The organism is Pseudomonas morbosilactucae, assembly GCF_023241665.1.
In the GTDB taxonomy this organism is placed as follows: Bacteria; Pseudomonadota; Gammaproteobacteria; order Pseudomonadales; family Pseudomonadaceae; genus Aquipseudomonas; species Aquipseudomonas morbosilactucae.
In genome coordinates this window covers 1-21,732 of record NZ_JALQCX010000060.1, presented here as the reverse complement: position 1 = coordinate 21,732, position 21,732 = coordinate 1, and the positions used below count along the sequence as shown (strand labels likewise).

The 21,732-nt window shown below is 63.5% G+C and carries 19 protein-coding genes; 13 read left to right on the top strand and 6 right to left on the bottom strand.

From position 1 onward, the window contains the following. Positions 1 to 7: 7 nt before the first annotated feature. A complete protein-coding gene (locus M1B35_RS27130; protein WP_123331498.1) occupies positions 8 to 1,384 on the bottom strand; it encodes a glutamine synthetase family protein in 1,377 nt (458 codons plus the stop codon). 265 nt (positions 1,385 to 1,649) lie between these two features. Here M1B35_RS27130 and M1B35_RS27125 point away from each other — a divergent pair, with 265 nt between their 5' ends. The 5 genes from M1B35_RS27125 (at position 1,650) to M1B35_RS27105 (ending at position 6,873) form a co-directional block, all read left to right on the top strand. After that, positions 1,650 to 2,405, top strand: coding sequence for a gamma-glutamyl-gamma-aminobutyrate hydrolase family protein (locus tag M1B35_RS27125; RefSeq protein ID WP_268263600.1), 756 nt, complete (start codon positions 1,650 to 1,652; stop codon positions 2,403 to 2,405). Between the two features lie 245 nt (positions 2,406 to 2,650). Further along, the gene (locus M1B35_RS27120) at positions 2,651 to 3,793 is read left to right on the top strand and encodes an ABC transporter ATP-binding protein (RefSeq protein ID WP_268263599.1); all 1,143 of its coding nucleotides are present in this window, start codon (positions 2,651 to 2,653) and stop codon (positions 3,791 to 3,793) included. A gap of 41 nt (positions 3,794 to 3,834) precedes the next feature. Further along, the gene (locus M1B35_RS27115) at positions 3,835 to 4,716 is read left to right on the top strand and encodes an ABC transporter permease subunit (RefSeq protein WP_268263605.1); all 882 of its coding nucleotides are present in this window, start codon (positions 3,835 to 3,837) and stop codon (positions 4,714 to 4,716) included. Next, positions 4,713 to 5,594, top strand: coding sequence for an ABC transporter permease subunit (locus M1B35_RS27110; RefSeq protein ID WP_268263598.1), 882 nt, complete (start codon positions 4,713 to 4,715; stop codon positions 5,592 to 5,594). Before M1B35_RS27115 ends, M1B35_RS27110 begins: the two co-directional genes overlap by 4 nt. 181 nt (positions 5,595 to 5,775) lie before the next feature. Then, complete coding sequence (locus M1B35_RS27105) at positions 5,776 to 6,873, top strand: polyamine ABC transporter substrate-binding protein (protein ID WP_268263597.1); 1,098 nt, start codon at positions 5,776 to 5,778, stop codon at positions 6,871 to 6,873. Positions 6,874 to 7,032: 159 nt separating this feature from the next. On the opposite strand, the gene M1B35_RS27100 is transcribed toward M1B35_RS27105, so the two are convergent. Further along, on the bottom strand, positions 7,033 to 8,559 hold the full coding sequence (locus M1B35_RS27100) for an MFS transporter (protein WP_268263596.1): 1,527 nt from the start codon (positions 8,557 to 8,559) through the stop codon (positions 7,033 to 7,035). A 154-nt stretch (positions 8,560 to 8,713) separates the two neighbouring features. Here M1B35_RS27100 and M1B35_RS27095 point away from each other — a divergent pair, with 154 nt between their 5' ends. Then, the gene (locus tag M1B35_RS27095) at positions 8,714 to 9,598 is read left to right on the top strand and encodes a LysR family transcriptional regulator (protein ID WP_268263595.1); all 885 of its coding nucleotides are present in this window, start codon (positions 8,714 to 8,716) and stop codon (positions 9,596 to 9,598) included. Between the two features lie 24 nt (positions 9,599 to 9,622). Here M1B35_RS27095 and M1B35_RS27090 read toward each other — a convergent pair whose 3' ends face one another. From M1B35_RS27090 to M1B35_RS27080, 3 genes are all read right to left on the bottom strand, one after another. Next, positions 9,623 to 10,819 (bottom strand): amino acid aminotransferase, encoded by a 1,197-nt coding sequence (locus tag M1B35_RS27090; protein WP_268263594.1) that lies wholly within the window; start codon positions 10,817 to 10,819, stop codon positions 9,623 to 9,625. A 33-nt stretch (positions 10,820 to 10,852) separates the two neighbouring features. Beyond that, positions 10,853 to 11,467 (bottom strand): YitT family protein, encoded by a 615-nt coding sequence (locus M1B35_RS27085; RefSeq protein ID WP_123331481.1) that lies wholly within the window; start codon positions 11,465 to 11,467, stop codon positions 10,853 to 10,855. A 233-nt stretch (positions 11,468 to 11,700) separates the two neighbouring features. After that, on the bottom strand, positions 11,701 to 12,162 hold the full coding sequence (locus M1B35_RS27080) for an Lrp/AsnC family transcriptional regulator (RefSeq protein ID WP_123331479.1): 462 nt from the start codon (positions 12,160 to 12,162) through the stop codon (positions 11,701 to 11,703). Between the two features lie 205 nt (positions 12,163 to 12,367). Here M1B35_RS27080 and M1B35_RS27075 point away from each other — a divergent pair, with 205 nt between their 5' ends. The 5 genes from M1B35_RS27075 (at position 12,368) to M1B35_RS27055 (ending at position 17,069) form a co-directional block, all read left to right on the top strand. Next, positions 12,368 to 13,759: an amino acid permease gene (locus M1B35_RS27075; RefSeq protein WP_123331477.1), complete on the top strand. Its 1,392-nt coding sequence runs from the start codon at positions 12,368 to 12,370 to the stop codon at positions 13,757 to 13,759. A gap of 24 nt (positions 13,760 to 13,783) precedes the next feature. After that, complete coding sequence (locus tag M1B35_RS27070) at positions 13,784 to 14,584, top strand: transporter substrate-binding domain-containing protein (RefSeq protein ID WP_268263593.1); 801 nt, start codon at positions 13,784 to 13,786, stop codon at positions 14,582 to 14,584. Positions 14,585 to 14,721: 137 nt separating this feature from the next. Continuing rightward, on the top strand, positions 14,722 to 15,246 hold the full coding sequence (locus tag M1B35_RS27065; RefSeq protein WP_268263592.1) for a DUF2867 domain-containing protein: 525 nt from the start codon (positions 14,722 to 14,724) through the stop codon (positions 15,244 to 15,246). A 71-nt stretch (positions 15,247 to 15,317) separates the two neighbouring features. Continuing rightward, positions 15,318 to 16,457 carry an N-methyl-L-tryptophan oxidase gene (gene solA / locus M1B35_RS27060; protein ID WP_425273456.1) on the top strand — a complete coding sequence of 380 codons (1,140 nt, stop codon included), beginning with the start codon at positions 15,318 to 15,320 and terminating at the stop codon, positions 16,455 to 16,457. Positions 16,458 to 16,628: 171 nt separating this feature from the next. Continuing rightward, positions 16,629 to 17,069 carry a CBS domain-containing protein gene (locus tag M1B35_RS27055; protein ID WP_123331470.1) on the top strand — a complete coding sequence of 147 codons (441 nt, stop codon included), beginning with the start codon at positions 16,629 to 16,631 and terminating at the stop codon, positions 17,067 to 17,069. A gap of 88 nt (positions 17,070 to 17,157) precedes the next feature. On the opposite strand, the gene M1B35_RS27050 is transcribed toward M1B35_RS27055, so the two are convergent. Further along, on the bottom strand, positions 17,158 to 18,063 hold the full coding sequence (locus tag M1B35_RS27050; protein WP_123331468.1) for a LysR family transcriptional regulator: 906 nt from the start codon (positions 18,061 to 18,063) through the stop codon (positions 17,158 to 17,160). Between the two features lie 134 nt (positions 18,064 to 18,197). On the opposite strand from M1B35_RS27050, the gene M1B35_RS27045 reads away from it, so the two are divergent. Beyond that, positions 18,198 to 19,262, top strand: a complete 1,065-nt coding sequence (locus M1B35_RS27045; protein ID WP_268263590.1) for an AbrB family transcriptional regulator — start codon at positions 18,198 to 18,200, stop codon at positions 19,260 to 19,262. Positions 19,263 to 19,520: 258 nt separating this feature from the next. Continuing rightward, positions 19,521 to 21,732: LTA synthase family protein (locus M1B35_RS27040; protein ID WP_268263589.1), on the top strand; the 2,212-nt coding region annotated here is incomplete at its 3' end.

Below are 21,732 nucleotides of genomic sequence, written 5' to 3'. Positions count from 1 at the left end.
GCGGCCGTCAGACCGTGTGCAGGTACCAGTTGTATTCAAGGTCGGAGATGGAATTTTCGAACTCCGCCAGCTCGCTTTCCTTGCACGCCACAAACACGTCGATGTACAGCGGGTCGATGTACTTGGCCATGACCTCGCTGTCGTCCAGCTCGCGCAGGGCGTCGCGCAGGTTGTTCGGCAGGCTTTGCTCGTTCTGCTCGTAGGAGTTGCCTTCCACCGGGGCGCCCGGCTCGATCTTGTTGGTCAAGCCATGGTGCACACCGGCCAGGACCGAAGCCATCAGCAGGTACGGGTTAGCGTCGGCGCCAGCCACTCGGTGCTCGATGCGCACCGCGTCCGGCGAACCGGTGGGCACGCGCACGGCCACGGTGCGGTTGTCGATGCCCCAGCTCGGCGAGTTCGGCACATAGAACTGCGCACCAAAGCGACGGTAGGAGTTGACGTTGGGGCACAGGAAGGCCATCTGCGCCGGCAGGGTTTCCAGTACGCCGCCGATGGCGTGGCGCAGGGCGTCGTTGGTCTCCGGGTCTTCGCTGGCGAAGATGTTGTTGCCCTGCTTGTCGAGAATCGAGATGTGCACGTGCAAACCGTTGCCGGCCTGGCCCGGGTAGGGTTTAGCCATAAAGGTGGTGTCCATCTCGTGGTCGTAGGCGATGTTTTTCACCAGGCGCTTGAGCAGCACCGCGTAATCGCAGGCTTTGATCGGGTCGCTGACGTGGTGCAGGTTGACTTCGAACTGGGCCGGGGCACTTTCCTTGACGATGGCGTCGGCAGGGATGCCCTGCTCTTTCGCGCCTTCGAGGATGTCTTGCAGGCAGTCGACGTACTCGTCCAGGTCATCGATCAGGTAGACCTGGGTCGAATGCGGACGCTTGCCGGAGATCGGCGAACGCGGGGCCTGCGGGCGGCCGTTCACGTTGTCCTGGTCGATCAGGTAGAACTCCAGCTCGAACGCGGCGCAGATGGTCAGGCCCAGGTCGTCGAACTTGCTCACCACCTGGCGCAGCACTTCCCGCGGGTCGGCGAAAAACGGCTGGCCTTCCAGTTCGTGCATGGTCATCAGCAGTTGCGCGGTGGGTCGCTTCTGCCAGGGCTCGATGCTCAGGGTGTCGGGGATCGGGTAGCAGATGCGGTCGGAGTCGCCGATGTCCAGGCCCAGGCCGGTGCTTTCCACGGTGGAGCCATTGATGTCCAGGGCAAACAACGAGGCCGGGAGGTTGATGCCTTTTTCATACACTTTATGCAGCGCGGTGCGTTCGATGCGCTTGCCGCGCACCACACCGTTCATGTCTGCAATCAGCAGATCGACATACAGGACCTCGGGGTGTTTCTTTAGAAAGGCGTTGGCTTCGTTGAGCTGAACGGCACGCAGTGGGACCGACATGATGCACCTATGTGTTAATTATTATGTTCAAAGCTGTTGCTTGAGCGCAGTCAATCCGAAAGGAAAAGTGAAGTCAATAGCGAACACATCGACCCGCACGTTAATTATTTTGCACCAATGACTACCGAATAGCGCCACGAAACACGCCAAAACAGAACAACAGACACATCCCGTCTAGAATTTTTGACATTGAAGTTGTCAATTAAAATCAACGAGGCTAAGCTCTGGAAAAACTCGTTCCAGCGTGAATTTCGAGGTGATAAAAATGGCACTCAAGCCATTGATCGGCGTAACTGCGTGCGTCAAAGAGATCGGGCTGCACCCCTACCATGTCAGCGGTGACAAGTACTTGCGTGCCGTCAGCGTCGCGGCCCTGGGGCTGCCGGTGGTGATTCCGTCCCTGGCCGACCTGACCGACATCCAGGGCCTGTTCGAGCACCTGGATGGCCTGCTGTTCACCGGCTCGCCGTCCAATGTGGAGCCCTTCCACTATCAGGGGCCGCCCAGCGAAGCGGGCACCGCCCACGACCCACAACGGGACGCCACCACCCTGCCCCTGCTGCGCGCCGCCATCGCGGCCGGTGTGCCGGTGCTGGGCATCTGCCGCGGTTTCCAGGAACTCAACGTGGCCTTCGGCGGCAGCCTGCACCAGAAGGTGCATGAGGTGCCGGGCATGCTCGACCACCGCGAAGCCGACGACCCGCGCGTCGAGGTGCAGTACGCCCCGGCGCACCCGGTGACGATCCAGCCCGGCGGCGTGTTCGAGCGCATGGGCCTGTCCGGCGAGATCCAGGTCAACTCGATCCACAGCCAGGGCATCGACCGCCTGGCCGACGGCCTGCGGGTCGAGGCCGTGGCACCGGATGGCCTGATCGAGGCCGTATCCGTGGAAAACAGCCAGGCGTTCGCCTTCGGCGTGCAGTGGCACCCGGAATGGCAGGTCCTGTCCAACCCGCCCTACTTGAGTATTTTCCAGGCCTTTGGCGACGCCTGCCGGCAACGCGTCGCGCAACGTCGCTGAGCCGTGGCTGCCGTTCCACGGCAGCCACTCCAGCCCTTCAACGAACCACACGCCCTGCCCCAGCGGCGAGCGCGCCCGCGTGCGCCCGACGTTCGGCGTGAGCAACACACGGCAAGACCACAACAACAAATAGCGTCAGGCAGCCAGGACGGCTGCGCCGAATCAACCCGCCCCACGCGGGTTGGCCATCCACTTCAAGCCGGGCCGCCTTTGGCCCGGCGACTGACACCTGTTGGGAGTTTCACATGGCAAACGCCTCCAGCACTTACCGCAAGGCCCTTGAAGGCCACCCGGCGCCGCAGAAGGTTCTGGTCAAGGTCGACCGCGTGACCAAGAAATTCGATGAAACCGTGGCGGTAGATGATGTGTCCCTGGAGATTCACCAAGGGGAAATCTTCGCCCTGCTCGGCGGTTCGGGGTCCGGCAAATCCACCCTGCTGCGGATGCTGGCCGGCTTCGAACGGCCCACCGAAGGACGCATCTACCTGGATGGCGTGGACATCACTGACATGCCGCCCTACGAGCGGCCGATCAACATGATGTTCCAGTCTTACGCACTGTTCCCACACATGACCGTGGCGCAGAACATTGCCTTCGGCCTCAAGCAGGACCGCTTGCCCGCCAGCGAAATCGAGGCCCGGGTCGAGGAAATGCTCAAGCTGGTGCACATGACCCAGTACGCCAAGCGCCGCCCTCACCAACTGTCCGGTGGCCAGCGCCAACGTGTGGCCCTGGCCCGCTCCCTGGCCAAGCGCCCGAAACTGCTGCTGCTCGACGAACCCATGGGCGCCCTGGATAAAAAGCTGCGCTCGCAGATGCAGCTGGAGCTGGTGGAAATCATCGAACGCGTGGGCGTGACCTGCGTGATGGTGACCCACGACCAGGAAGAGGCCATGACCATGGCCCAGCGCATCGCCATCATGCACTTGGGCTGGATTGCCCAGATCGGCAGCCCGATCGACATCTATGAAGCGCCGGTCAGCCGCATGGTCTGCGAGTTCATCGGCAACGTGAACGCCTTCGACGGTACGGTCATCGAGGATCAGGAAGGCTACGCGGTGATTCACTGCCCGGAGCTGGAACAGAAGATCTACGTCGGCCACGGCGTCAGCACCTCGGTGCAGGACAAGTCGGTGACCTACGCCATCCGCCCGGAAAAAATGCTGGTCAGCAGCACCGCGCCCGAGGCCCGCTACAACTGGTCCCGGGGCAAGGTCCACGACATCGCCTACCTCGGCGGCCACTCGGTGTTCTACGTGGAATTGCCCGGCGGCAAGATCGTCCAGTCGTTCATGGCCAACGCCGAGCGACGTGGCGCACGGCCGACCTGGGATGACCAGGTCTACGTCTGGTGGGAAGACGACAGCGGCGTGGTACTGCGCGCATGAGGACCTCCGCCATGACTCTGAATCAGCGTTTGATCCGTGTGCTGCCCAGCGGTCGCAAGCTGGTGATCGGCATTCCCTTCCTCTGGCTGTTCCTGTTCTTCATGCTGCCGTTCTTCTTGGTGATGAAGATCAGCTTCTCGGAAGCGGCCCTGGCCATTCCGCCCTACTCGGAGATCTACAGCTTCGCCGAGGAAAAATTCCAGTTGCTGCTGAACCTGGGCAACTACACGCTGCTGGCCGGTGACGAGCTCTACATCTCGGCGTACCTGGGCTCGCTGAAAGTCGCCCTGCTCAGCACCCTGATGTGCCTGGTGGTGGGCTTTCCCATGGCCTACGCCATCACCAAGGCCAGCAAGGAAGCGCAAAACGTCCTGCTGCTGTTGATCATGATGCCGACCTGGACCGCGATCCTGATTCGCGTCTATGCGTGGATGGGCATCCTCAGCAACAACGGCCTGCTCAACGCCTTCCTGATGTGGAGCGGTCTGACCTCCAGCCCGATCGAGATCCTCAACACCAACACCGCGGTGTACATCGGGGTGGTGTACGCCTACCTGCCGTTCATGATCCTGCCGCTGTACGCCAACCTGGTGAAACACGACCAGAGCCTGCTGGAAGCGGCCTCGGATCTGGGTTCGAGCAACTTCAACAACTTCTGGAAAATCACCGTGCCCCTGGCCAAGAACGGCATCATCGCCGGTTGCATGCTGGTGTTCATTCCGGTGGTCGGCGAGTTCGTGATTCCGGAACTGCTGGGCGGCCCGGAAACCCTGATGATCGGCCGCGTGCTGTGGCAAGAGTTCTTCAATAACCGCGACTGGCCGGTGGCCTCCGCCCTGGCGGTGGTGATGCTGGCGATCCTGATTATTCCAATCCTGCTGTTCAACCGCAGCCAGGCCAAAGAAATGGAGGCACGGGCATGAAGCGTTTCGGCTTTGCAAAACTGATGCTGGTGCTCGGCCTGCTGTTTATCTACCTGCCGATGCTGATCCTGGTGATCTACTCGTTCAACGCGTCGAAGCTGGTGACGGTGTGGGGCGGCTGGTCGTTGAAGTGGTACGTCGGCCTGTTGGACAACACCCAGCTCATGGGCTCAGTGCTGCGCTCCCTGGAGATTGCCTGCTACACCGCCGTTGCCGCCGTGGCCCTGGGCACCCTGGCCGCCTTCGTGCTGACCCGGGTCACCCGCTTCAAGGGCCGCACCCTGTTCGGCGGCCTGGTGACCGCGCCCTTGGTGATGCCGGAAGTGATCACCGGCCTCTCGCTGTTGCTGCTGTTCGTGGCCATGGCCCAGTTGATCGGCTGGCCCATGGAGCGCGGCATCGTCACCATCTGGATCGCCCACACCACCTTCTGCGCCGCCTATGTGGCGGTGGTGGTGTCGGCCCGCCTGCGCGAACTGGACCTGTCCATCGAAGAGGCGGCCATGGACCTGGGCGCCCGGCCGTTCAAGGTGTTCTTCCTGATCACCATCCCGATGATCGCGCCGTCCCTGGCGGCCGGCGGCATGATGTCCTTCGCCCTGTCGCTGGATGACCTGGTGCTGGCCAGCTTCGTGTCGGGCCCCGGCTCCACCACCCTGCCGATGGAAGTCTTTTCCGCCGTGCGCCTAGGGGTCAAACCGGAAATCAACGCCGTGGCCAGCCTGATTCTGTTGGCGGTGTCGCTCGCCACCTTCCTGGTCTGGTACTTCAGCCGCAAGGCCGAAGCCAACCGTAAACGGGCGATCCAGGACGCCATGGAGCAAACCGCCAACGAAAGCTGGCAAGCCCCTGAAGCGCGCACTGCCACAACGGCGTAGGCGCCGGCTTGCCGGCGATGGCGTCATCCGCACCACTGCCGGATTTTCGGTCGTATGCACGGACGTCATCGCTGGCAAGCCAGCGCCTACAACAATCACACCTTCCCTGTAGCCGGCTTGCCGGCGATAACCCCGCACCGCCCCTGCAACCCTCTGCACAATAAGAAATGGAGTTGTACCCATGAAAACCCCTGGCAGGACTCTACTGGCACTGTCCTTGATGAGCGCGCTGGCCACCGGCGCCCAGGCCAACGACAAGGTCCTGCGCGTCTACAACTGGTCGGACTACATCGCCCCGGACACCCTGAAAAAGTTCGAGGCCGAGACCGGCATCCATGTCACCTACGACGTCTTCGACAGCAACGAAACCCTGGAAGCGCGGCTGCTGGCCGGCAAGTCGGGCTACGACATCGTGGTCCCGTCCAACAGCTTCCTGGCCAAGCAGATCAAGGCCGGTGTCTATCAGCCCCTGGACAAGTCCAAGCTGCCGAACTGGCAGAACCTCAACCCGGTGCTGCTGAACAACGCTGCCGCCAGCGACCCGGGCAACGCCTATGCCTTCCCCTATATGTGGGGCTCGATCGGCATCGGCTACAACCCGCAGAAAGTCCAGCAGGCCCTGGGCAGCAACGCCCCGGTGAACTCCTGGGACCTGCTGTTCAAGCCCGAGAACGCCGAGAAGCTCAAGGCCTGCGGCATCAGTTTCCTCGACTCGCCTACGGAAATGCTCCCGGCCGCCCTGCACTACCTGGGTTACCCGGAGAACAGCCAGGATAAACAGCAGATCGCCGAGGCCCAGGCACTGTTTATGAAGATCCGCCCGAGCGTGGCCTACTTCCATTCCTCCAAGTACATCTCGGACCTGGCCAACGGCAATATCTGCGTGGCCGTGGGTTATTCCGGCGACGTGCTGCAAGCCCGAGCCCGGGCCGAGGAAGCCGGCAACCAGGTGCAGATCGACTACAGCATTCCCAAGGAAGGCGCAGGCAGCTTCTACGACATGGTGGCTATCCCCAAGGATGCGGCCAACGTCGATAACGCCTACGTGTTCATGAATTTCCTGATGCGCCCGGACATCATCGCCGAGGTCACCAACAGCGTCGGCTACAGCAACGCCAACGCCGCCGCCACGCCCTTGGTGGATGAAGCGATTCGCAATGACCCGGCGTCCTACCCGCCGCAAAACGTGCTGGCGACCCTGTACGCCGTGCCAGACCAACCGATTGCCGTGCAACGGGTCATGACCCGCGGCTGGACCAAGGTCAAACTGGGCCAGTAACGCGGCCCTGGCCTTCACCGATTCCGTTCCGGTCGCGCCTTACCACCGCGACCCTGCTGTGAACGGCCTCACCTGGCTCCCTCGGCTCGGGTGAACCCTTGGCGCCCCCGCCGCTCGCGGCGGCGCCTTTTTTATGCCGGGCCCAGGCGCATCAACGACTCACACCGAGGTACCAAGCGCCGGGCATTGACGACGATTGAAGATCAGCCAACTGCCCAGGGCCAACCCCCAGACGCTCACGCAGCCATACAGCAGGACCCAGCCAAAACCATGAGCCAAGGCCATTCGCGCAGAGGCTTCGGAGAAGGGTTGCAGCTCACCTTCAGCGACAACCGAGAGCTGCCCCGCGGCAATGCTTTGCGCCCAGCCATAGAGGGTTTGCCCATCCACCGCAAAGACAAGGCCTGGCTGCAGGTACGCGACAATTCCCGCCACCAGAACCAGGCCCATCAGCGCGATGTTCAGTGCCAGGGAAATCATCCGCGCACTCATGTCGATTCCCGACGCCATGCCCGCCCGGGCGCTGGGCAAGGACCGCGTGGTGGTATTGGTGACCGGGGTGTTGGTGATGCCCAGGCCGATACCCGCCAGCAAGCAGCCCGGTAACAAGCTCAGCCCGCTGGCATCCATCTGGCGGCTGCCGAGATACATCAGCATAAAGCCCAGGCCGATGCACCATAGGCCGCCAGGAATCACCCGCGCCGCCTGATAACGCAGGGCCAGGCGCTCGCCCACCGCTGGAAAAACCAAGGTCGGCAAGGTATAGGCCAGCAGCGCCAGGCCGCAGGCCACGCTGTCGTAGCCCAGGGCGCCCTGGAAATACAGCGGCAGGTAAATCATCAATGGCCAGAAACTGAAGTTCATTCCGATGGAGCCCATGAGGGCGCCGCTGAACGGCCGGTTCTTGAACACCCCCAGCTCGAACATCGGCTGCGGGTGGCGACGCTCGACCCGTACAAATGCGCCGATACACAGCAGGCTGGCCAGCAGAATGCCCAACCCGATGACCGGCCGGCTGGCCCACTGCGAGCCTTGGGTCAACAACAGGGTCAAACCCAGCACCGCCAGGGACAACAGCAGGATGCCGCCGACATCCAACCGGCCCGTTTGCTCATGGCGCGATTCGCGCACCCCGCCGATGGCCAAGGCACAGGTCACCAACGCCAGGGGCAGGTGCACAAGGAAGATCCACGGCCAACTGCTGACGGCGACGATGGCGCCGCCGATGATCGGCCCGAACCCCAGGCCAATGCCAAACACCATCCCCCAGGCAGCAAAGGCCCGGCCACGCTCGCGCCCCTCGCGAAATTGCTGGGAGAGGATCGCCACCTGGGTAATCAGCATCGCGCCACCGGCCATGCCCTGAACGCCACGGGCGGCGATCAACAGAGCCGTGTCATGGGCCAGCCCGCAGAGCAGCGAGGCGCCACCAAAGGCCAGGATACTCAGCACAAACAAGCGCTTGCGGCCAAAGCGGTCGGCCAATGCGCCGGTGGCCATCAACACCACGGTGCAGGCCAGGGTGTAGGCATTCATGACCCATTGCAGGTCCGTGAAACGAGCCCGCAAGTGCTGTTCAAGGGCCGGCAATATCACCGGTACGCTGGAGATTTCCAGGCCGAACATCAAGGCAGCCAGGCAGATGGCGGCCAAGGCCTGGTGGTTACGCGAATCTGAAGGGGGCATCGAGGGTTTTCCAAAGTCCGTAGGCGAGTCCAGCCCACGTCCGGGGCAACGCCCCAGCCGGCTGGAGGCTGAAGTCTGGGCATACGGCCTTGATGACGGAAATGATTTAATTTATTAGCATTCAGTAATTTCCATCATGTATAGAGCACCGCCCATGGACATCGATCCCTCCCTGCTGCGCGCCCTGGTCGCCGTCCAGGAAAGCGGCGGCTTTACCCGCGCCGCCGAGCGCCTGAACCTCACCCAGTCAGCTGTCAGCCATCAGATTCGTCGCCTCGAAGAACAACTGGGCCGCCCCCTGCTGTACCGAACCACCCGGCGCCTGACCCTGACTGAAGAGGGCCAGGAGGTGTTGCACCACGCCCACACCATTCTCGGCGCCATGGACGCCCTGGCCCAGCGGTTCCAACCGACGAAGCTGTGTGGCGTGGTGCGTTTCGGGGTGCCGGAAACCTTTATGGGTGAGCGCCTGCCGCCGCTGCTGGGGCAGTTTTCCAGGGCCTTTCCCAAGGTGCGCCTGGACGTGAATGTCGGCACCTACCTGGACTTGCGCAAGATGCTCAAGGCCGGCGAACTGGACCTGGCGGTGGTGCTCTCGGAACCGGGGCTTGCCAGCAGCGACCCCGTGCTGCGCAGCGCACAGTTTGTCTGGGTTGCCGCACAACATTTCGACTGGAACACCGAGACCTCGCTGCCATTGGCCCTGGCCCCGATGCCCTGCGTCAATCGCCAAGTGGGGGTGGATGCCTTGCAGCACAGCGCGACGCCATGGCACCTGGCGTTCAGCTCACCGAGCCAGGAAGGGATTCGCACAGCGGTGCTGGCCGGGCTCGGTGTCACGGTACAAATGGCCAGTGACCTCAAGCCGGGCCTGCGCATCATCGACGGCGAGTACGGCTTGCCGCCGCTGCCCACGGCGCATTTCCTACTGGCCTGGGGCGCTGGCGAACAAAGCCCCGCCGCACAAGAACTGGGCCAACTGCTGCTGGCCATGGCAGAGGCACCGAGCCGCACGCAACGGCGGCGCAAGGCGCCCTAGCCGCGTCTCGGCACCTCCTTGGGGTCAGCGATTGACCGCCGCGAACGCCGCCGCCACGCGCTGTACATTGCCGTGGTTCAAGCCGGCCATGCACACCCGGCCGCTGTCGATCAGGTACACGCCGAATTCATCGCGCAGGCGGCTGATCTGCGCCACGCTGAAACCGGTGTAGCTGAACATGCCACGCTGGCGCAGCAGGTAGTCGAAGTCCTGTGCCGGCAGCACCTGTTTCATCGCACCGACCAGCAGGCTGCGCATTTCCAGGATGCGCTCACGCATGGCCTTGACCTCGGCGATCCAGTCGGCCTTGAGCAGCGGGTCCCGCAGAATCCGCGCCACCACCTGGGCCCCGAAGGCCGGCGGGCTGGAGTAGTTGCGGCGTATCGTGGACTTGAGTTGCCCCAGCACTCGGTCGGCTGCCTGGGTGTCTTCGCAGACCACCGACAGGCCGCCAACGCGCTCGCCGTACAGGGAGAAAATCTTGGAGAACGAGTTGCTCACCAAGAAGGGAATACCGGCGTCGGCCATGGCGCGAATGGCATAGGCATCTTCGTCGAGGGTGCCGCCAAAGCCCTGATAGGCGATGTCGAGGAACGGCAGCAGGTCACGGCGTACCACCAGGGCGATCAACTGATCCCACTGCGCGGGCGTCAGGTCGGCACCGGTGGGGTTATGGCAGCACGGGTGCAGCAGGATGATGCTGCCGGCCGGCACCTGTTCCAGGGTGGCAAGCATGGCTGCGAAATCCACGCCCCGGGTTTGCGGGTCGAAGTAGGGATAGCTGTGGACCTTGAAACCGGCCCCGGCGAACAGCACCCGGTGGTTGTCCCAGGTCGGATCGCTGACCCAGACTTCGGCCTCGGGAAAGTAGCGCTTGAGGAAATCCGCCCCGACCTTCAACGCCCCCGAGCCGCCCACGGTCTGCACCGTGGCCACGCGCCCAGCCTGCAGCAGCGGGTGCTGCTCGCCGAACAACAGCGCCTGAACCTCTTGGCGATACGGCGCCAGGCCTTCCATGGGCAGGTACAGGGACGCGTCGTGGTCCTGGGCGGCGATCTGCGCCTGGGCCACACGCACCGCGTGCAACTGGGGAATGATGCCGTCTTCGTTGTAATACAAGCCGATACCCAGGTTGACCTTATCGGCGCGGGGGTCCTGCTTGAAGGTCTCCATCAACGAGAGAATCGGGTCACCCGCGTAGGCATCGACATGCTGGAACACTGAACAATACTCCTGGATTGGTAAGGCCCGGGATCAGGCCGAATAACGATGGGGACGGTGGTTCATGGCGATGATCAGGTTCAACACCACGGCACCGGCGATGGACACCAGCAACAGTGGCAGACTCACCACATACAGCGACGCCAGTACCACCATGACGTCCACCGCCATCTGCAATTTGCCGGCACGGATGCCGAAGCGGTCCTGCAGGTACAGGGCAAGGATATTAACCCCACCAAGGCTGGCCTTGTGCCTGAACAGCACAATAAAACCCAGCCCCATGATCAGGTTGCCCAGCAACACCGCGTACAGCGGCTGCAACTGATCGATATGGATAAAGCGCGCGTGCAGGTCACTGAAGACCGAGACCAGGGCCACGGCGCAAAAAGTCTTGAGGGTGAAGGCCCAGCCCATGCGACGGATCGCCAGGTAGTAGAACGGCAGGTTGATCAGGAAAAACGCCGTGCCGAACGACACCTGGAAGCCGTAGTGGGCCAGGAAGGCCAGGCCGGCGGTGCCACCGGTCAGGGCGCCGACCTGGCGCAGCAGGAGCACGCCGAAGGACACCATCAAGGTGCCAATCAACAGCGCCAGGCCGTCTTCCAGCAGCGTGTGCCGCGCCGCCGGGGTTGCAGTGGTTTGATCCATACGCAGTACTCGATCGCAGACAATATCCGAGCCCGCTTCCCCGCCCTGCACCGCGCCTCCAGGGGAGGCCGAAGCGCAGCAGCGGAAGCCGCCGACTCACAACTCATGCGAAATTCTTACACATAACGATCAAATCACGCATCAAATTCAGATAAAAAGACATAATCACGCAAAATTGCACAATTCACGCACATATCACGCACAAAAAGCACCGCAATGGTGCGCCCTACGCCTCACAAGGCGATGGACAAGGTGTTTTCCTTGAGCCGCTCCAGCACCACCGAGGTTTTCACATGGCCGACGCTGCCGTGGGCTGACAATTGGCTGATCAAATGGTTAAGGCCGGCTAGGTCGCCCACTGCCACTTTGAGCATGTAATCGGCATCCCCCGTGGTCTTGAAGGCATCGACAATGGCTGGGGTGTCCACCACCAGGGCATGGAACTGATCCACCAGCGCCGGCACGTGGCTGACCAGGCGAATTTCCACCATGCAGGTCAGGTCCAGGTTGGCGGCTTGCGCCGCCAGGCGGGCGTGATAGCCGAGAATCAACTGCTCCTGTTCCAGCTGGATTCGCCGCCGTGAGCACTGGGACGCCGACAAGCCGACCAGCTCGCTGAGCTCCTGGTTGGTCAGCCGTCCGTTGGCCTGGAGCAAGCTCAGAATCTTCAGGTCGAAATCGTCAACTTTGCTCATTGTTTCCTCGTTTTATTCGGTCGTTGAACGTGGCCTTGAGTGGGCCTGAAAGAACCCCTTTCGACGGCCTCTGCCGCACCACGAATCCATCCTGCCAAAAAACCTGGCCTTGTTTTTGCTCTCAGCCTCGCCACGAGCGCTCAGCGGCAACCGGCCATCGCCGGCCCCACAGCGCCTCCTCCCACACGCGTTTTGAGGAAGCCCCATGGCTGAACAACCCTTGGAAAAACCACTGCAACGTGGCCTGAAGAATCGTCATATCCAACTGATCGCCCTGGGCGGCGCGGTGGGCACCGGGCTGTTCCTGGGCATCGCGCAAACCATCCAGATGGCCGGGCCGGCCGTGTTGCTAGGGTATTCGATTGCTGGCCTGATCGCATTTTTCATCATGCGCCAGCTCGGTGAAATGGTGGTCGAGGAGCCGGTCAGCGGCTCCTTCAGTCATTTCGCCAACCGCTACTGGGGCCGCCTGGCGGGCTTCATGTCGGGCTGGAACTACTGGGTGCTGTACGTGTTGGTGAGCATGGCCGAGCTGACGGCAGTGGGCATCTACGTGCAGTACTGGTGGCCGGGCATTCCGACCTGGGCCAGCGCCGCAGTGTTCTTTGTGCTGATCAATGCCATCAACCTGCTGCACGTCAAACTCTTCGGCGAAATGGAGTTCTGGTTTTCCATCATCAAGGTCGGGGCCATCGTCAGCATGATCGGCTTCGGCAGCTACCTGCTGCTCAGCGGCAATGCCGGCCCCGAAGCCAGCGTCAGCAACCTCTGGCAATTGGGCGGGTTCTTCCCCCACGGCGTCGGCGGGCTGGTCATGGCCATGGCGGTGATCATGTTTTCCTTCGGCGGCCTGGAACTGGTCGGCATCACCGCCGCCGAGGCCGACGACCCGCAGCGCAGCATCCCCAAGGCCACCAACCAGGTGATCTGGCGCATCCTGCTGTTCTACGTCGGCGCCCTGGCCATCCTGTTGTCGCTGTATCCCTGGACCAAGGTCGTGGAAGGCGGCAGCCCGTTCGTGATGATCTTTCATGCCCTGGACAGCAACGTCGTGGCCACGGTGCTGAACATCGTGGTGCTGACCGCCGCGCTGTCGGTCTACAACAGCTGCGTGTACTGCAACAGCCGCATGCTGTTCGGCCTTGCCTTGCAGGGCAATGCGCCCAAGGCCCTGCTCAAGGTCAACCGCCGTGGCGTGCCCCTGACCGCCCTTGGCGTCTCGGCCCTGGCCACCGGCCTGTGCGTGCTGATCAATTACTTTATGCCGGGTCGGGCCTTCGAGCTGCTGATGTCGCTGGTGGTCTCGGCCCTGGTGATCAACTGGGCGATCATCAGCATCACCCACTTGAAGTTCCGCCAGGCCAAGCGTCTGAGCGGCACGCCCAGCCGCTACCCAAGCTGGGGCCAGCCCCTGACCAACTACCTGTGCCTGGCCTTTATCGCGGGGATTCTGCTGGTGATGTACCTGACCCCCGGCACACGGATTTCCGTGTTGCTGATTCCCGTGTGGCTGCTGTTGCTGGCAGGCTGTTACCGTCTGCGCCAACGCCACACCGAGACGGCCACGGCGCCGTCGCTGCCTGAACAAGCCTTGTAATCCCTGAACCGAGCCCTGGACATCATGAAAAAAACAATCCGCCTTGCCCTGTTCACTGCCCCGCTGACCGCCCTGCTGGCCCTGCCCGGCCTGGCCCAGGCCGATGCCGCGCCTTCACACCTGGACCGAGTGCTGGAGCAAGGCCAGTTGCGGGTGTGCACCACCGGCGACTACAAGCCCTACTCCTATAAAGATCCCAGCGGCGCCTACTCCGGCATCGACATCAGCCTGGTGCAACGCCTGGCGGACAGCCTCGGGGCCAAGGTGCAGTGGGTCGACAGCACCTGGAAAAGCCTGATGCCGGACATGCAGGCCGGCAAATGCGACATCGCCGTGGGTGGGATTTCCGTGACCCTGGAACGGCAGAAAAAAGCCTTCTTCAGTAGCACCCTGGACGTGGACGGCAAGATCCCCCTGGCGCGCTGCGAAGACCAGGCGCGCTACCAGACCGTGGAACAGATCAACCAGCCTTCGGTGCGCCTGATCGAGCCGGCGGGCGGCACTAACGAAGCCTTTGCCCACGCCTTCCTGCCCAAGGCGCAGTTGATCCTGCACGACAACGTGACCCTGTTCGACGCCCTGCTGAACAAGCAGGCCGACGTGATGATCACCGAAGCCTCGGAGGCCCTCTACCAGCAGAAACTCAAGCCCGGGTTGTGCGCCATCAACCCTACGCATTTCCTGCAATACGGCGAGAAAGCCTACCTGCTGCCCCGAGGCGACATGGCCTGGAAACAGTACGTGGATCAATGGCTGCACCTGACCAAGGCCACCGGGGTCTACCAGGACACCGTGGGCCAATGGCTGGCTGTGCCCAAGCCCTGAGCAGGCATTTCTGAGCGAATGAATAGGCGCCTTCGGGCGCCTTTTTTATCGCTGTCCACGAACGTGCAATATCGCTTCCTGCCAACGCAACCGGCGCAGTAAAGTGCGGCACCGCATCGCGTCGAAAGGAACCGTCCATGCCCAACACCGTCACTGCCTGCCCCTTGCCTGCGGGTTCGACCATCGCCGGCCTGGCGACCGGCGCGTCCTTTATCGATTGCCAGCGCGTACTGGCCAGCGCCAGCGAACCCACAGCCCTGCGCCACGCCTTGCACTTGATGGCCGCCACCCCGGCGTGGATCGACCGTTTGATGGGCCTGCGCAATCGCCTGGTCCAATACTGGGGCCTGAAAGACCTGGGACGGCTGACCCGCATCGACCTGCAACGGCCCGACGCGGACTATCACCCCGATGACCGGGTGGGCATCTTCACCCTGGTGAGCCAGGCCCCCGACGAAGTGCTGCTGGTGGACCGCGATCGGCATCTGGATGTGTACCTGGCCCTCAACCGCCTGCCCCTGACCGCCGAAGGCCGCCGCCCGCTGGTGCTGTCGTGCGTGGTGCATCCGCACAATCGCCTGGGCCGCCTGTACATGCTGCCGGTGGCGCCCTTTCATCGTTTGATCGCGCCGCGAATGCTGGCGCGCATCAACCGTCACTGAAGCTTTTTCTCTACAAGGACCCGCCCGTGCAAGAACAACCTTTCGATGTCGTGGTGATCGGCCTTGGCGCCATGGGCGCCGCGACCCTGTATCAACTGGCCAAGCGCGGCGTGAAGGTGCTGGGCATCGACCGTTTCGCCCCGCCCCACGACCAGGGTTCCAGCCACGGCGACACCCGCATCACCCGCCAGGCGGTGGGCGAAGGCGCGGCCTATGTGCCCTTGGCGATCCGCGCCCAGCAGATCTGGCGCGAGCTGGAAGCCGAAACCAACCTGCCCCTGTTCGAGCAATGCGGGGTCTTGATCATGACCTCCAGCACCACCCCGGACGCCGCCGACGACGCGCCGGACTTTACCCGCAGCACCATCGACCTGGCACGGCAGTACGGCATCGAGCATGACGTGCTGGACGCCCGGCAGATCCGCCAGCGCTTCCCGCAGTTCGCGCCCATCGACGACAGCGCCCTGGGCTACTTCGAGCCCGGCGGCGGTTATGTGCGGCCTGAGCGCTGCATCGAGGCCCAACTGACCCGGGCCCGGCAACTGGGCGCGACCCTGGTCACCGGCGAGACGGTGCTGGAATTGCACACCGAGAGCGGTCAGGTCCAGGTCATTGGCCAGGGCGCCAACTACCACGCCAAGCGCGCCATCGTCTGCGCTGGCATGTGGTCGGCGCCGTTGCTCGGGGCGCCCTTCGACGGGCTGCTGCGGGTCTGTCGGCAACAGCTCAATTGGTACCGGCTGGATCAACCGGCGCTGTACCCGAGTCATTCGCCCAGTTTCATCATCCATGGCGCGGGCGATATCGATGCCTGCTACGGCTTCCCGCCGATCCCCGGGGAAGGCAGTGTGAAAATCGCCACCGAGCAATACAGCACCGACAGCTCGCCGGACCACCTCGACCGCCAGGTCAGCGAGGCCGATGCCCAGGCCATGTTCCAGCACCTGGTCCGGCCGAACCTCGCCGGGCTGCTGCCGGAGTTGGTGAAGTCCAGCGTCTGCGCCTACACCGTGACGCCGGACTCGGGTTTCATCATCGACCAGCACCCGCGTCTGGCCAACGTGACGGTGGTCAGCGCCTGCTCCGGCCATGGCTTCAAGCACTCGGCGGCAATCGGCGAAGCCCTGGCGCAACAGCTGGTGGACGGGCACAGCACGCTGGACCTGGGGGCCTTTTCCCTGGCGCGGTTTGCCGAGGCACCGAGGGCCTGAGTGTCAAAAAACGGTCTGCAACGCCCCAGCGGAGAAAAAAAACCTTCACGTGACGTTTTTTCATCGCTCAAGTGGCGTTTTCCACCTTGCCGGTTTGCCCAGTCTCTACGATTCTTTAGCAACCCCCTGGGCGGTGCCGTGCTGCCCGGGCGATAACAACAGGAGCGCCCCATGAAGAGCGTCGCTGAACTACTCAAGCTCAAGGCCACACAGCACCAGAAAGTCCACACCATCGCCCCACACCAGATGGTCCTGGAAGCGCTGATGCTGATGGCCGAGAAAAACGTCGGTGCGCTGCCGGTGCTGGAGAATGGCGTGGTGGTGGGTGTCATCAGTGAACGCGACTATGCGCGCAAGCTGGTGCTGCATGGTCGCTCTTCGGTGGGCACGCCGGTCAGCGCCATCATGAGTTCGCCGGTGATCACCGTGGACTCCCACCAAAGCGTCGACACCTGCATGGGCATCATGACCGACAGCCACCTGCGGCACTTGCCGGTGGTGGAAGACGGCCAGTTGCTGGGGTTGCTGTCCATTGGCGACCTGGTCAAGGAAGCCATTGCCGAGCAGGCGGACCTGATTCGCCAGCTGGAGCAGTACATCCGCGGAGAATGACCGCGCCTTGCCGGCACGCCCGCACGGCGTGCCGGTTCCCCCCCCGACGCTCGACCTGCTGCTCCCTGGCCCCCCGCTCTTATCCCGTCTAAGCCCGCGCCGTAAAAAAGCTGCGACCGTCTCGCTTGAGAATGTCGAGCATGGTCTGCGCCGCCGGTGACAGGTACGCCCCCGCCCGAACCGCCACGACGATGGTGCGCTTCATGGTGGTGGCCGCCAGCGGCACTTCCCGCAAGTGGGTGCTGCCTTTGACGTCTTCGAGGGTTTCCCGGGCCAGGAAGCTCAACAGGCGGGTCTTGGCAATCAGCCGCGGCAGCAGGGAAATCGAGTTGGTCTCAATCTGCACCGAGGGCAACGGCAACTCGTGGGCCTGGAACGCATTGTCGATCCAGCGCCGCGCCGAAACACTGGTGGCCGGCAGCACCCAACGATAGGCGCACAGCTCGGCCATGCGAATCGGCCCATCGAACACCGGGTGATCCGGGCTGGCCACGACCACCGCTTCGTCGTCGAACAAACCATGGGGCAGCAACTGCGGGTCACCGTCGAACATCGGGCAGATCACCATGTCCAGGCGCCCGGAACGCAAGGACTCGCGCAGCATGTCGTCCTGGCCGATCACCAGATTCAGGGTGATCTCCGGCGCCCGCTCCAGCAGGGTCGCGGTGAGCTGGGGCAACAAGTGCTCGGCCATGGTTGCGGCGCAGCCCAGACGGATATTGCCCAGCACGCCACTGGCGAAGTCCCGCACCTCGCGGTGGGTCTCGGCGATGCTCTGCTGCAGCTGTCGCCCCCGTTGTTGCAGCAACGCGCCCACCGGGGTCAGCTTGATGCGCCGGCCATCGCGCTCGAACAGCTTGATGCCGAACGACTCCTCCAGGCGCTGGATGCTTTTGCTCAGGGCCGGCTGGCTGCGATTGAGCTTCTGCGCCGCCCGCCCCAGGTGCCCGAGCTCGGCGATGGTGTCGAAATAGGTCAGGTCACGCAGGTCCATGATCGATCAACCAAAGTTATGGGTTGATCACAATTAGAAACTGGACGTGATCAATTGCGCTATCAATAATTTGCCCTGTCGCTGGCAACACCGCTCCCGCAACAGGAGCGGCCGGCGCCTTGGAGAGTCCTCCCGTGACACAACGTTTATCCCTGCACACCTGGCCCGTCGCCCTGCAATGGCTGGCGCTGGTGCTGCTGGCCGGTGGCAGCGGCCAGTGGCTCAAGCACCTGGAGGTGCCGGCCGGGCAATTTCTCGGGCCCATGTTGATGGCCATCGTCTTTGGCGTATGCGGCGCCAGCATCCGCGTGCCGCGCCTAGTGTTTCGCCTGGGCCAGGGCACAGTGGGCATGCTTGCCGCCCATGCCATGACCCTCGCCGTGCTGACCGCCATGCTCCAGTCCTGGCCGGTGATGCTCTTTGCCACCTTGCTCACGGTCTGCCTCAGTGCCCTGGTGGGCCTGACCCTGGTGCGCTTCGCCGGGATTCCCGCCAGCACCGCCGCCTGGGGCACCGCACCGGGCGCGGCGTCGGCCATGGTCTCGATGGCCGATGATTTCGGCGCCGATGCCCGGGTCGTGGCCACCATGCAATACGTGCGGGTGGTCTGCGTGGTGATGATCGGCGCCCTGGTCAGCCACTGGATCGGCGCCGCCGGCGGTGGCAGCGAGGTGCATACACGCGACCTTGCCCTGCAGGGCTTCAGCCTGTTCAACCTCGGCCTGACCCTGGGCGCCATCCTCCTCGGCGTGCTGCTGGGTTCGCGGGTGCCAGCCGGGGCCTTGCTGGTGCCGCTGCTGCTGGGGGGCGCGCTGCAAGTCAGCGGCCTGCTGCACATCACCCTGCCCAACGGGCTGCTGGCCTGTGCCTACGGCGCCATCGGCTGCTACATCGGCCTGCGCTTCGACCGTCCGACCCTGCGTTACGTGTTCGGCCACCTGCCGGCAATGATCCTGGGCGCGGTGCTGCTGATCACCCTCTGCGCGTTCTCCGCCTGGCTGCTGGCGCACTGGCTGGGCAAGGACTTTCTCTCCCTGTACCTGGCCACCAGCCCCGGCGGCCTGGACGCCATGGCGATCATCGCGGTGGATACTCACTCCGATGTCGGCCTGGTGCTGGCCATGCAGACCCTGCGGCTGTTTGCGGTGATTGTCAGCGGGGCGTTCTTTGCCCGGTTGATCATCAAGTGGGCCAGGTAGCCCCACCCAGCCTCCAGGCGGCGCCCGATCGCCGCCTGGTTAAACAGCCTGAAACAGTTATTCCAACGCCCGTCGAAACCCACTCAACCCCCATTCCCCAAGGCCTCCCGGGCCCCTGACGGTGATCAGCGCAACGCTGCACAGCCTGCAAGGGCCCATAACGGCCAACGCCTGGCCATGAATATCCCGCCCTTGGCCGCCCTGGCTTGATACCATCGCGCACACTTTTGTGACGGTTTAATGGTTGGAAGATTTTTTGTGAATTTCATTCGTCAAGGATTACATCACCCTCGCGCCTCGCTAATCGCCCTGATCATCTGGGTGTTGCTGGTGCCATTACTGCTGCGCAGCGTACTCGGCTGGGACGACCCCCTGGGCTACGTGTCCGACCTGGGCATCGGCAGCCTGCTGATCGTGTTGCTGTATCGCCGGCCCTGGTGGCTGGCGCTGCCGGTGCTGCTGGTGTGGAGCCTGTTCACCCTGGCCAACGCCGAGTTGGTCAGCGCCGTGGGCCGGATGCCCACGCCCACCGACCTGCACTACCTGATCGACCCACAGTTCGTGGAGAACTCCAGCGGGGGCGGTTTCGCCCAACCCTGGCTCGGCGGTGCGCTGCTGGGCGGGCTGGTGCTGTGGTTGCTGACCCTGTGGAACGGCCGCTCGCGCACCGCGCCGGCCTTGCCGCGCTACAGCTGGTGCGCCCCGCTGCTGTTGCTCGTCGCCCACTGGGGCAGCCAGCACCTGCAACCGTCCGACGCCGACCAATGGCAGCTGTTCAACCTGCCCCACCAGTTGCTGGCGGCCGGTGTGGGAGAAGTGCAGACCCGCGCCGAAGACTGGCTCGAAGGCGATGCCGTGGATGTACCGCCGCCGATGCTCGGGTTGACCCAACTCGACCTGCAAGGCGAGAAAGTCCTGCCCGGCCCCGGCCGCGCGCGCAACGTGCTGATCATCGCCCTGGAGGGCATTCCCGGGGCCTACATCGGCGCCAACCGCCAGGCGCTGAACAGCAGCTACCACGAGGACCTGATGCCCAACCTCAGCCGCTGGGCCGAGCGCGGCATGAACACCCCGGACTACGTGCTGCACAGCCACCAGACCATTCGCGGCCTGTACGCCATGCTTTGCGGCGAGTACGACAAGCTCGACAACGGCACCCCCAAGGGTGTGGAAATGCTCACCCAGAATGAACGCAACAAGGCCTGCCTGCCGGCCCAATTGCGCAAGAACGGTTTTGCCACCCACTACCTGCAAGGCGCCGGCCTGCGCTTCATGGCCAAAGACAAAATCATGCCCCACATCGGGTTCGGCACCACCCGCGGCCTGGAGTGGTTCAAGAACGACAACTACCTGGAATTCCCCTGGGGCAAGGACGACAAGGCCTTCTTCGAAGGCGCCCTGACCTACGTCGGCCAACTGAAGAAACAGAAAAAGCCCTGGATGCTGACCCTGCTCACCGTCGGCACCCACCAGCCCTACTCGGCCCCCGAGGCGTACCTGGAGCGCTACGACTCGCCGAAGCAGGCCGCCGTGGCCTACTTGGATGACGCCCTGGAGCAGTTCCTCAGCGGCCTGGAACGCCAGGGTGTGCTGAAAGACACGCTGGTGGTCATCACCTCGGACGAATCCCATGGCATCGACGGTGTGCGCCTGGCCTCGTCCTGGGGCTTCAACCTGACCCTGGCGCCGGAGCAGGCGCAGTTGCCCCACATCAAGACCGGCACCTACGGGCACATCGACCTCAGCGCGTCGATCCTCGACTACTTCGCCCTGCCGGTGCCCGAAGCCCTCAGCGGCCGCTCGCTGTTCCGCGACTACAGCAGCGGCCGCGAGATCATGTCCTACACCAACGGCAAGCTGCGCTACCACGATGGCCAGGGCACCTTCACCGAGTGCGACTTCCAGCAGCGCTGCCGCTACTACGCCAGCCCGGGCTTTATCGCCGAGCGCGCCACCTTGCAGGGCCAGTACGGCGGCCAGCGCGCACGGCAGATCAGCGCCCGGGCCACGGCCCTGGACCGCACCCTGCTGCGCACCCCGCTGAACCAGCACTACCAGTTCGGCAGCCCGGCGGTGATCCCACTGCAGGCGCAGATCAAAGATGACTGGGCCGACAACCTGATCGGCGCCCAGTACCTGGAAATGCCCAAAGGCTCGCAGACCAGTGTGCGCCTGAAAGTGCGTTCCCTGGACCCGCAGCAGAACGCCTACATCCTGCTCAAGGCCAAGGAACTGGAGCAAGACGTGCAACTGGGCTTGCCGGACGGTGAAATGCTGGTGACCCCGGACCAGCCCCTGGAACTGGACTTCCGTTTTGACAACCCGGAGTCGCGCAAGGCCTTCTCCTTCCACTTGCTGGGCTACGGCCACGGCGCCATTGAAGTCAGCGACTTCAGCGTGGTCACTGAAGTGCCCGGCCAGGAAGAACCCCTGGAAGACCTGCCCGACGCCGACACCGCCCAATCCAGCT

Coding starts and splice junctions, on each gene's coding strand:
- M1B35_RS27110 (WP_268263598.1), top strand. CDS start 4,713: ATGAAGCGTTTCGGCTTTGCAAAACTGATGCTGGTGCTCGGCCTGCTG.
- M1B35_RS27085 (WP_123331481.1), bottom strand. CDS start 11,467: ATGGATCAAACCACTGCAACCCCGGCGGCGCGGCACACGCTGCTGGAA.
- M1B35_RS27080 (WP_123331479.1), bottom strand. CDS start 12,162: ATGAGCAAAGTTGACGATTTCGACCTGAAGATTCTGAGCTTGCTCCAG.
- M1B35_RS27095 (WP_268263595.1), top strand. CDS start 8,714: ATGGACATCGATCCCTCCCTGCTGCGCGCCCTGGTCGCCGTCCAGGAA.
- M1B35_RS27120 (WP_268263599.1), top strand. CDS start 2,651: ATGGCAAACGCCTCCAGCACTTACCGCAAGGCCCTTGAAGGCCACCCG.
- M1B35_RS27065 (WP_268263592.1), top strand. CDS start 14,722: ATGCCCAACACCGTCACTGCCTGCCCCTTGCCTGCGGGTTCGACCATC.
- M1B35_RS27100 (WP_268263596.1), bottom strand. CDS start 8,559: ATGCCCCCTTCAGATTCGCGTAACCACCAGGCCTTGGCCGCCATCTGC.
- M1B35_RS27075 (WP_123331477.1), top strand. CDS start 12,368: ATGGCTGAACAACCCTTGGAAAAACCACTGCAACGTGGCCTGAAGAAT.
- M1B35_RS27125 (WP_268263600.1), top strand. CDS start 1,650: ATGGCACTCAAGCCATTGATCGGCGTAACTGCGTGCGTCAAAGAGATC.
- M1B35_RS27130 (WP_123331498.1), bottom strand. CDS start 1,384: ATGTCGGTCCCACTGCGTGCCGTTCAGCTCAACGAAGCCAACGCCTTT.
- solA (WP_425273456.1), top strand. CDS start 15,318: ATGGGCGCCGCGACCCTGTATCAACTGGCCAAGCGCGGCGTGAAGGTG.
- M1B35_RS27070 (WP_268263593.1), top strand. CDS start 13,784: ATGAAAAAAACAATCCGCCTTGCCCTGTTCACTGCCCCGCTGACCGCC.
- M1B35_RS27055 (WP_123331470.1), top strand. CDS start 16,629: ATGAAGAGCGTCGCTGAACTACTCAAGCTCAAGGCCACACAGCACCAG.
- M1B35_RS27105 (WP_268263597.1), top strand. CDS start 5,776: ATGAAAACCCCTGGCAGGACTCTACTGGCACTGTCCTTGATGAGCGCG.
- M1B35_RS27050 (WP_123331468.1), bottom strand. CDS start 18,063: ATGGACCTGCGTGACCTGACCTATTTCGACACCATCGCCGAGCTCGGG.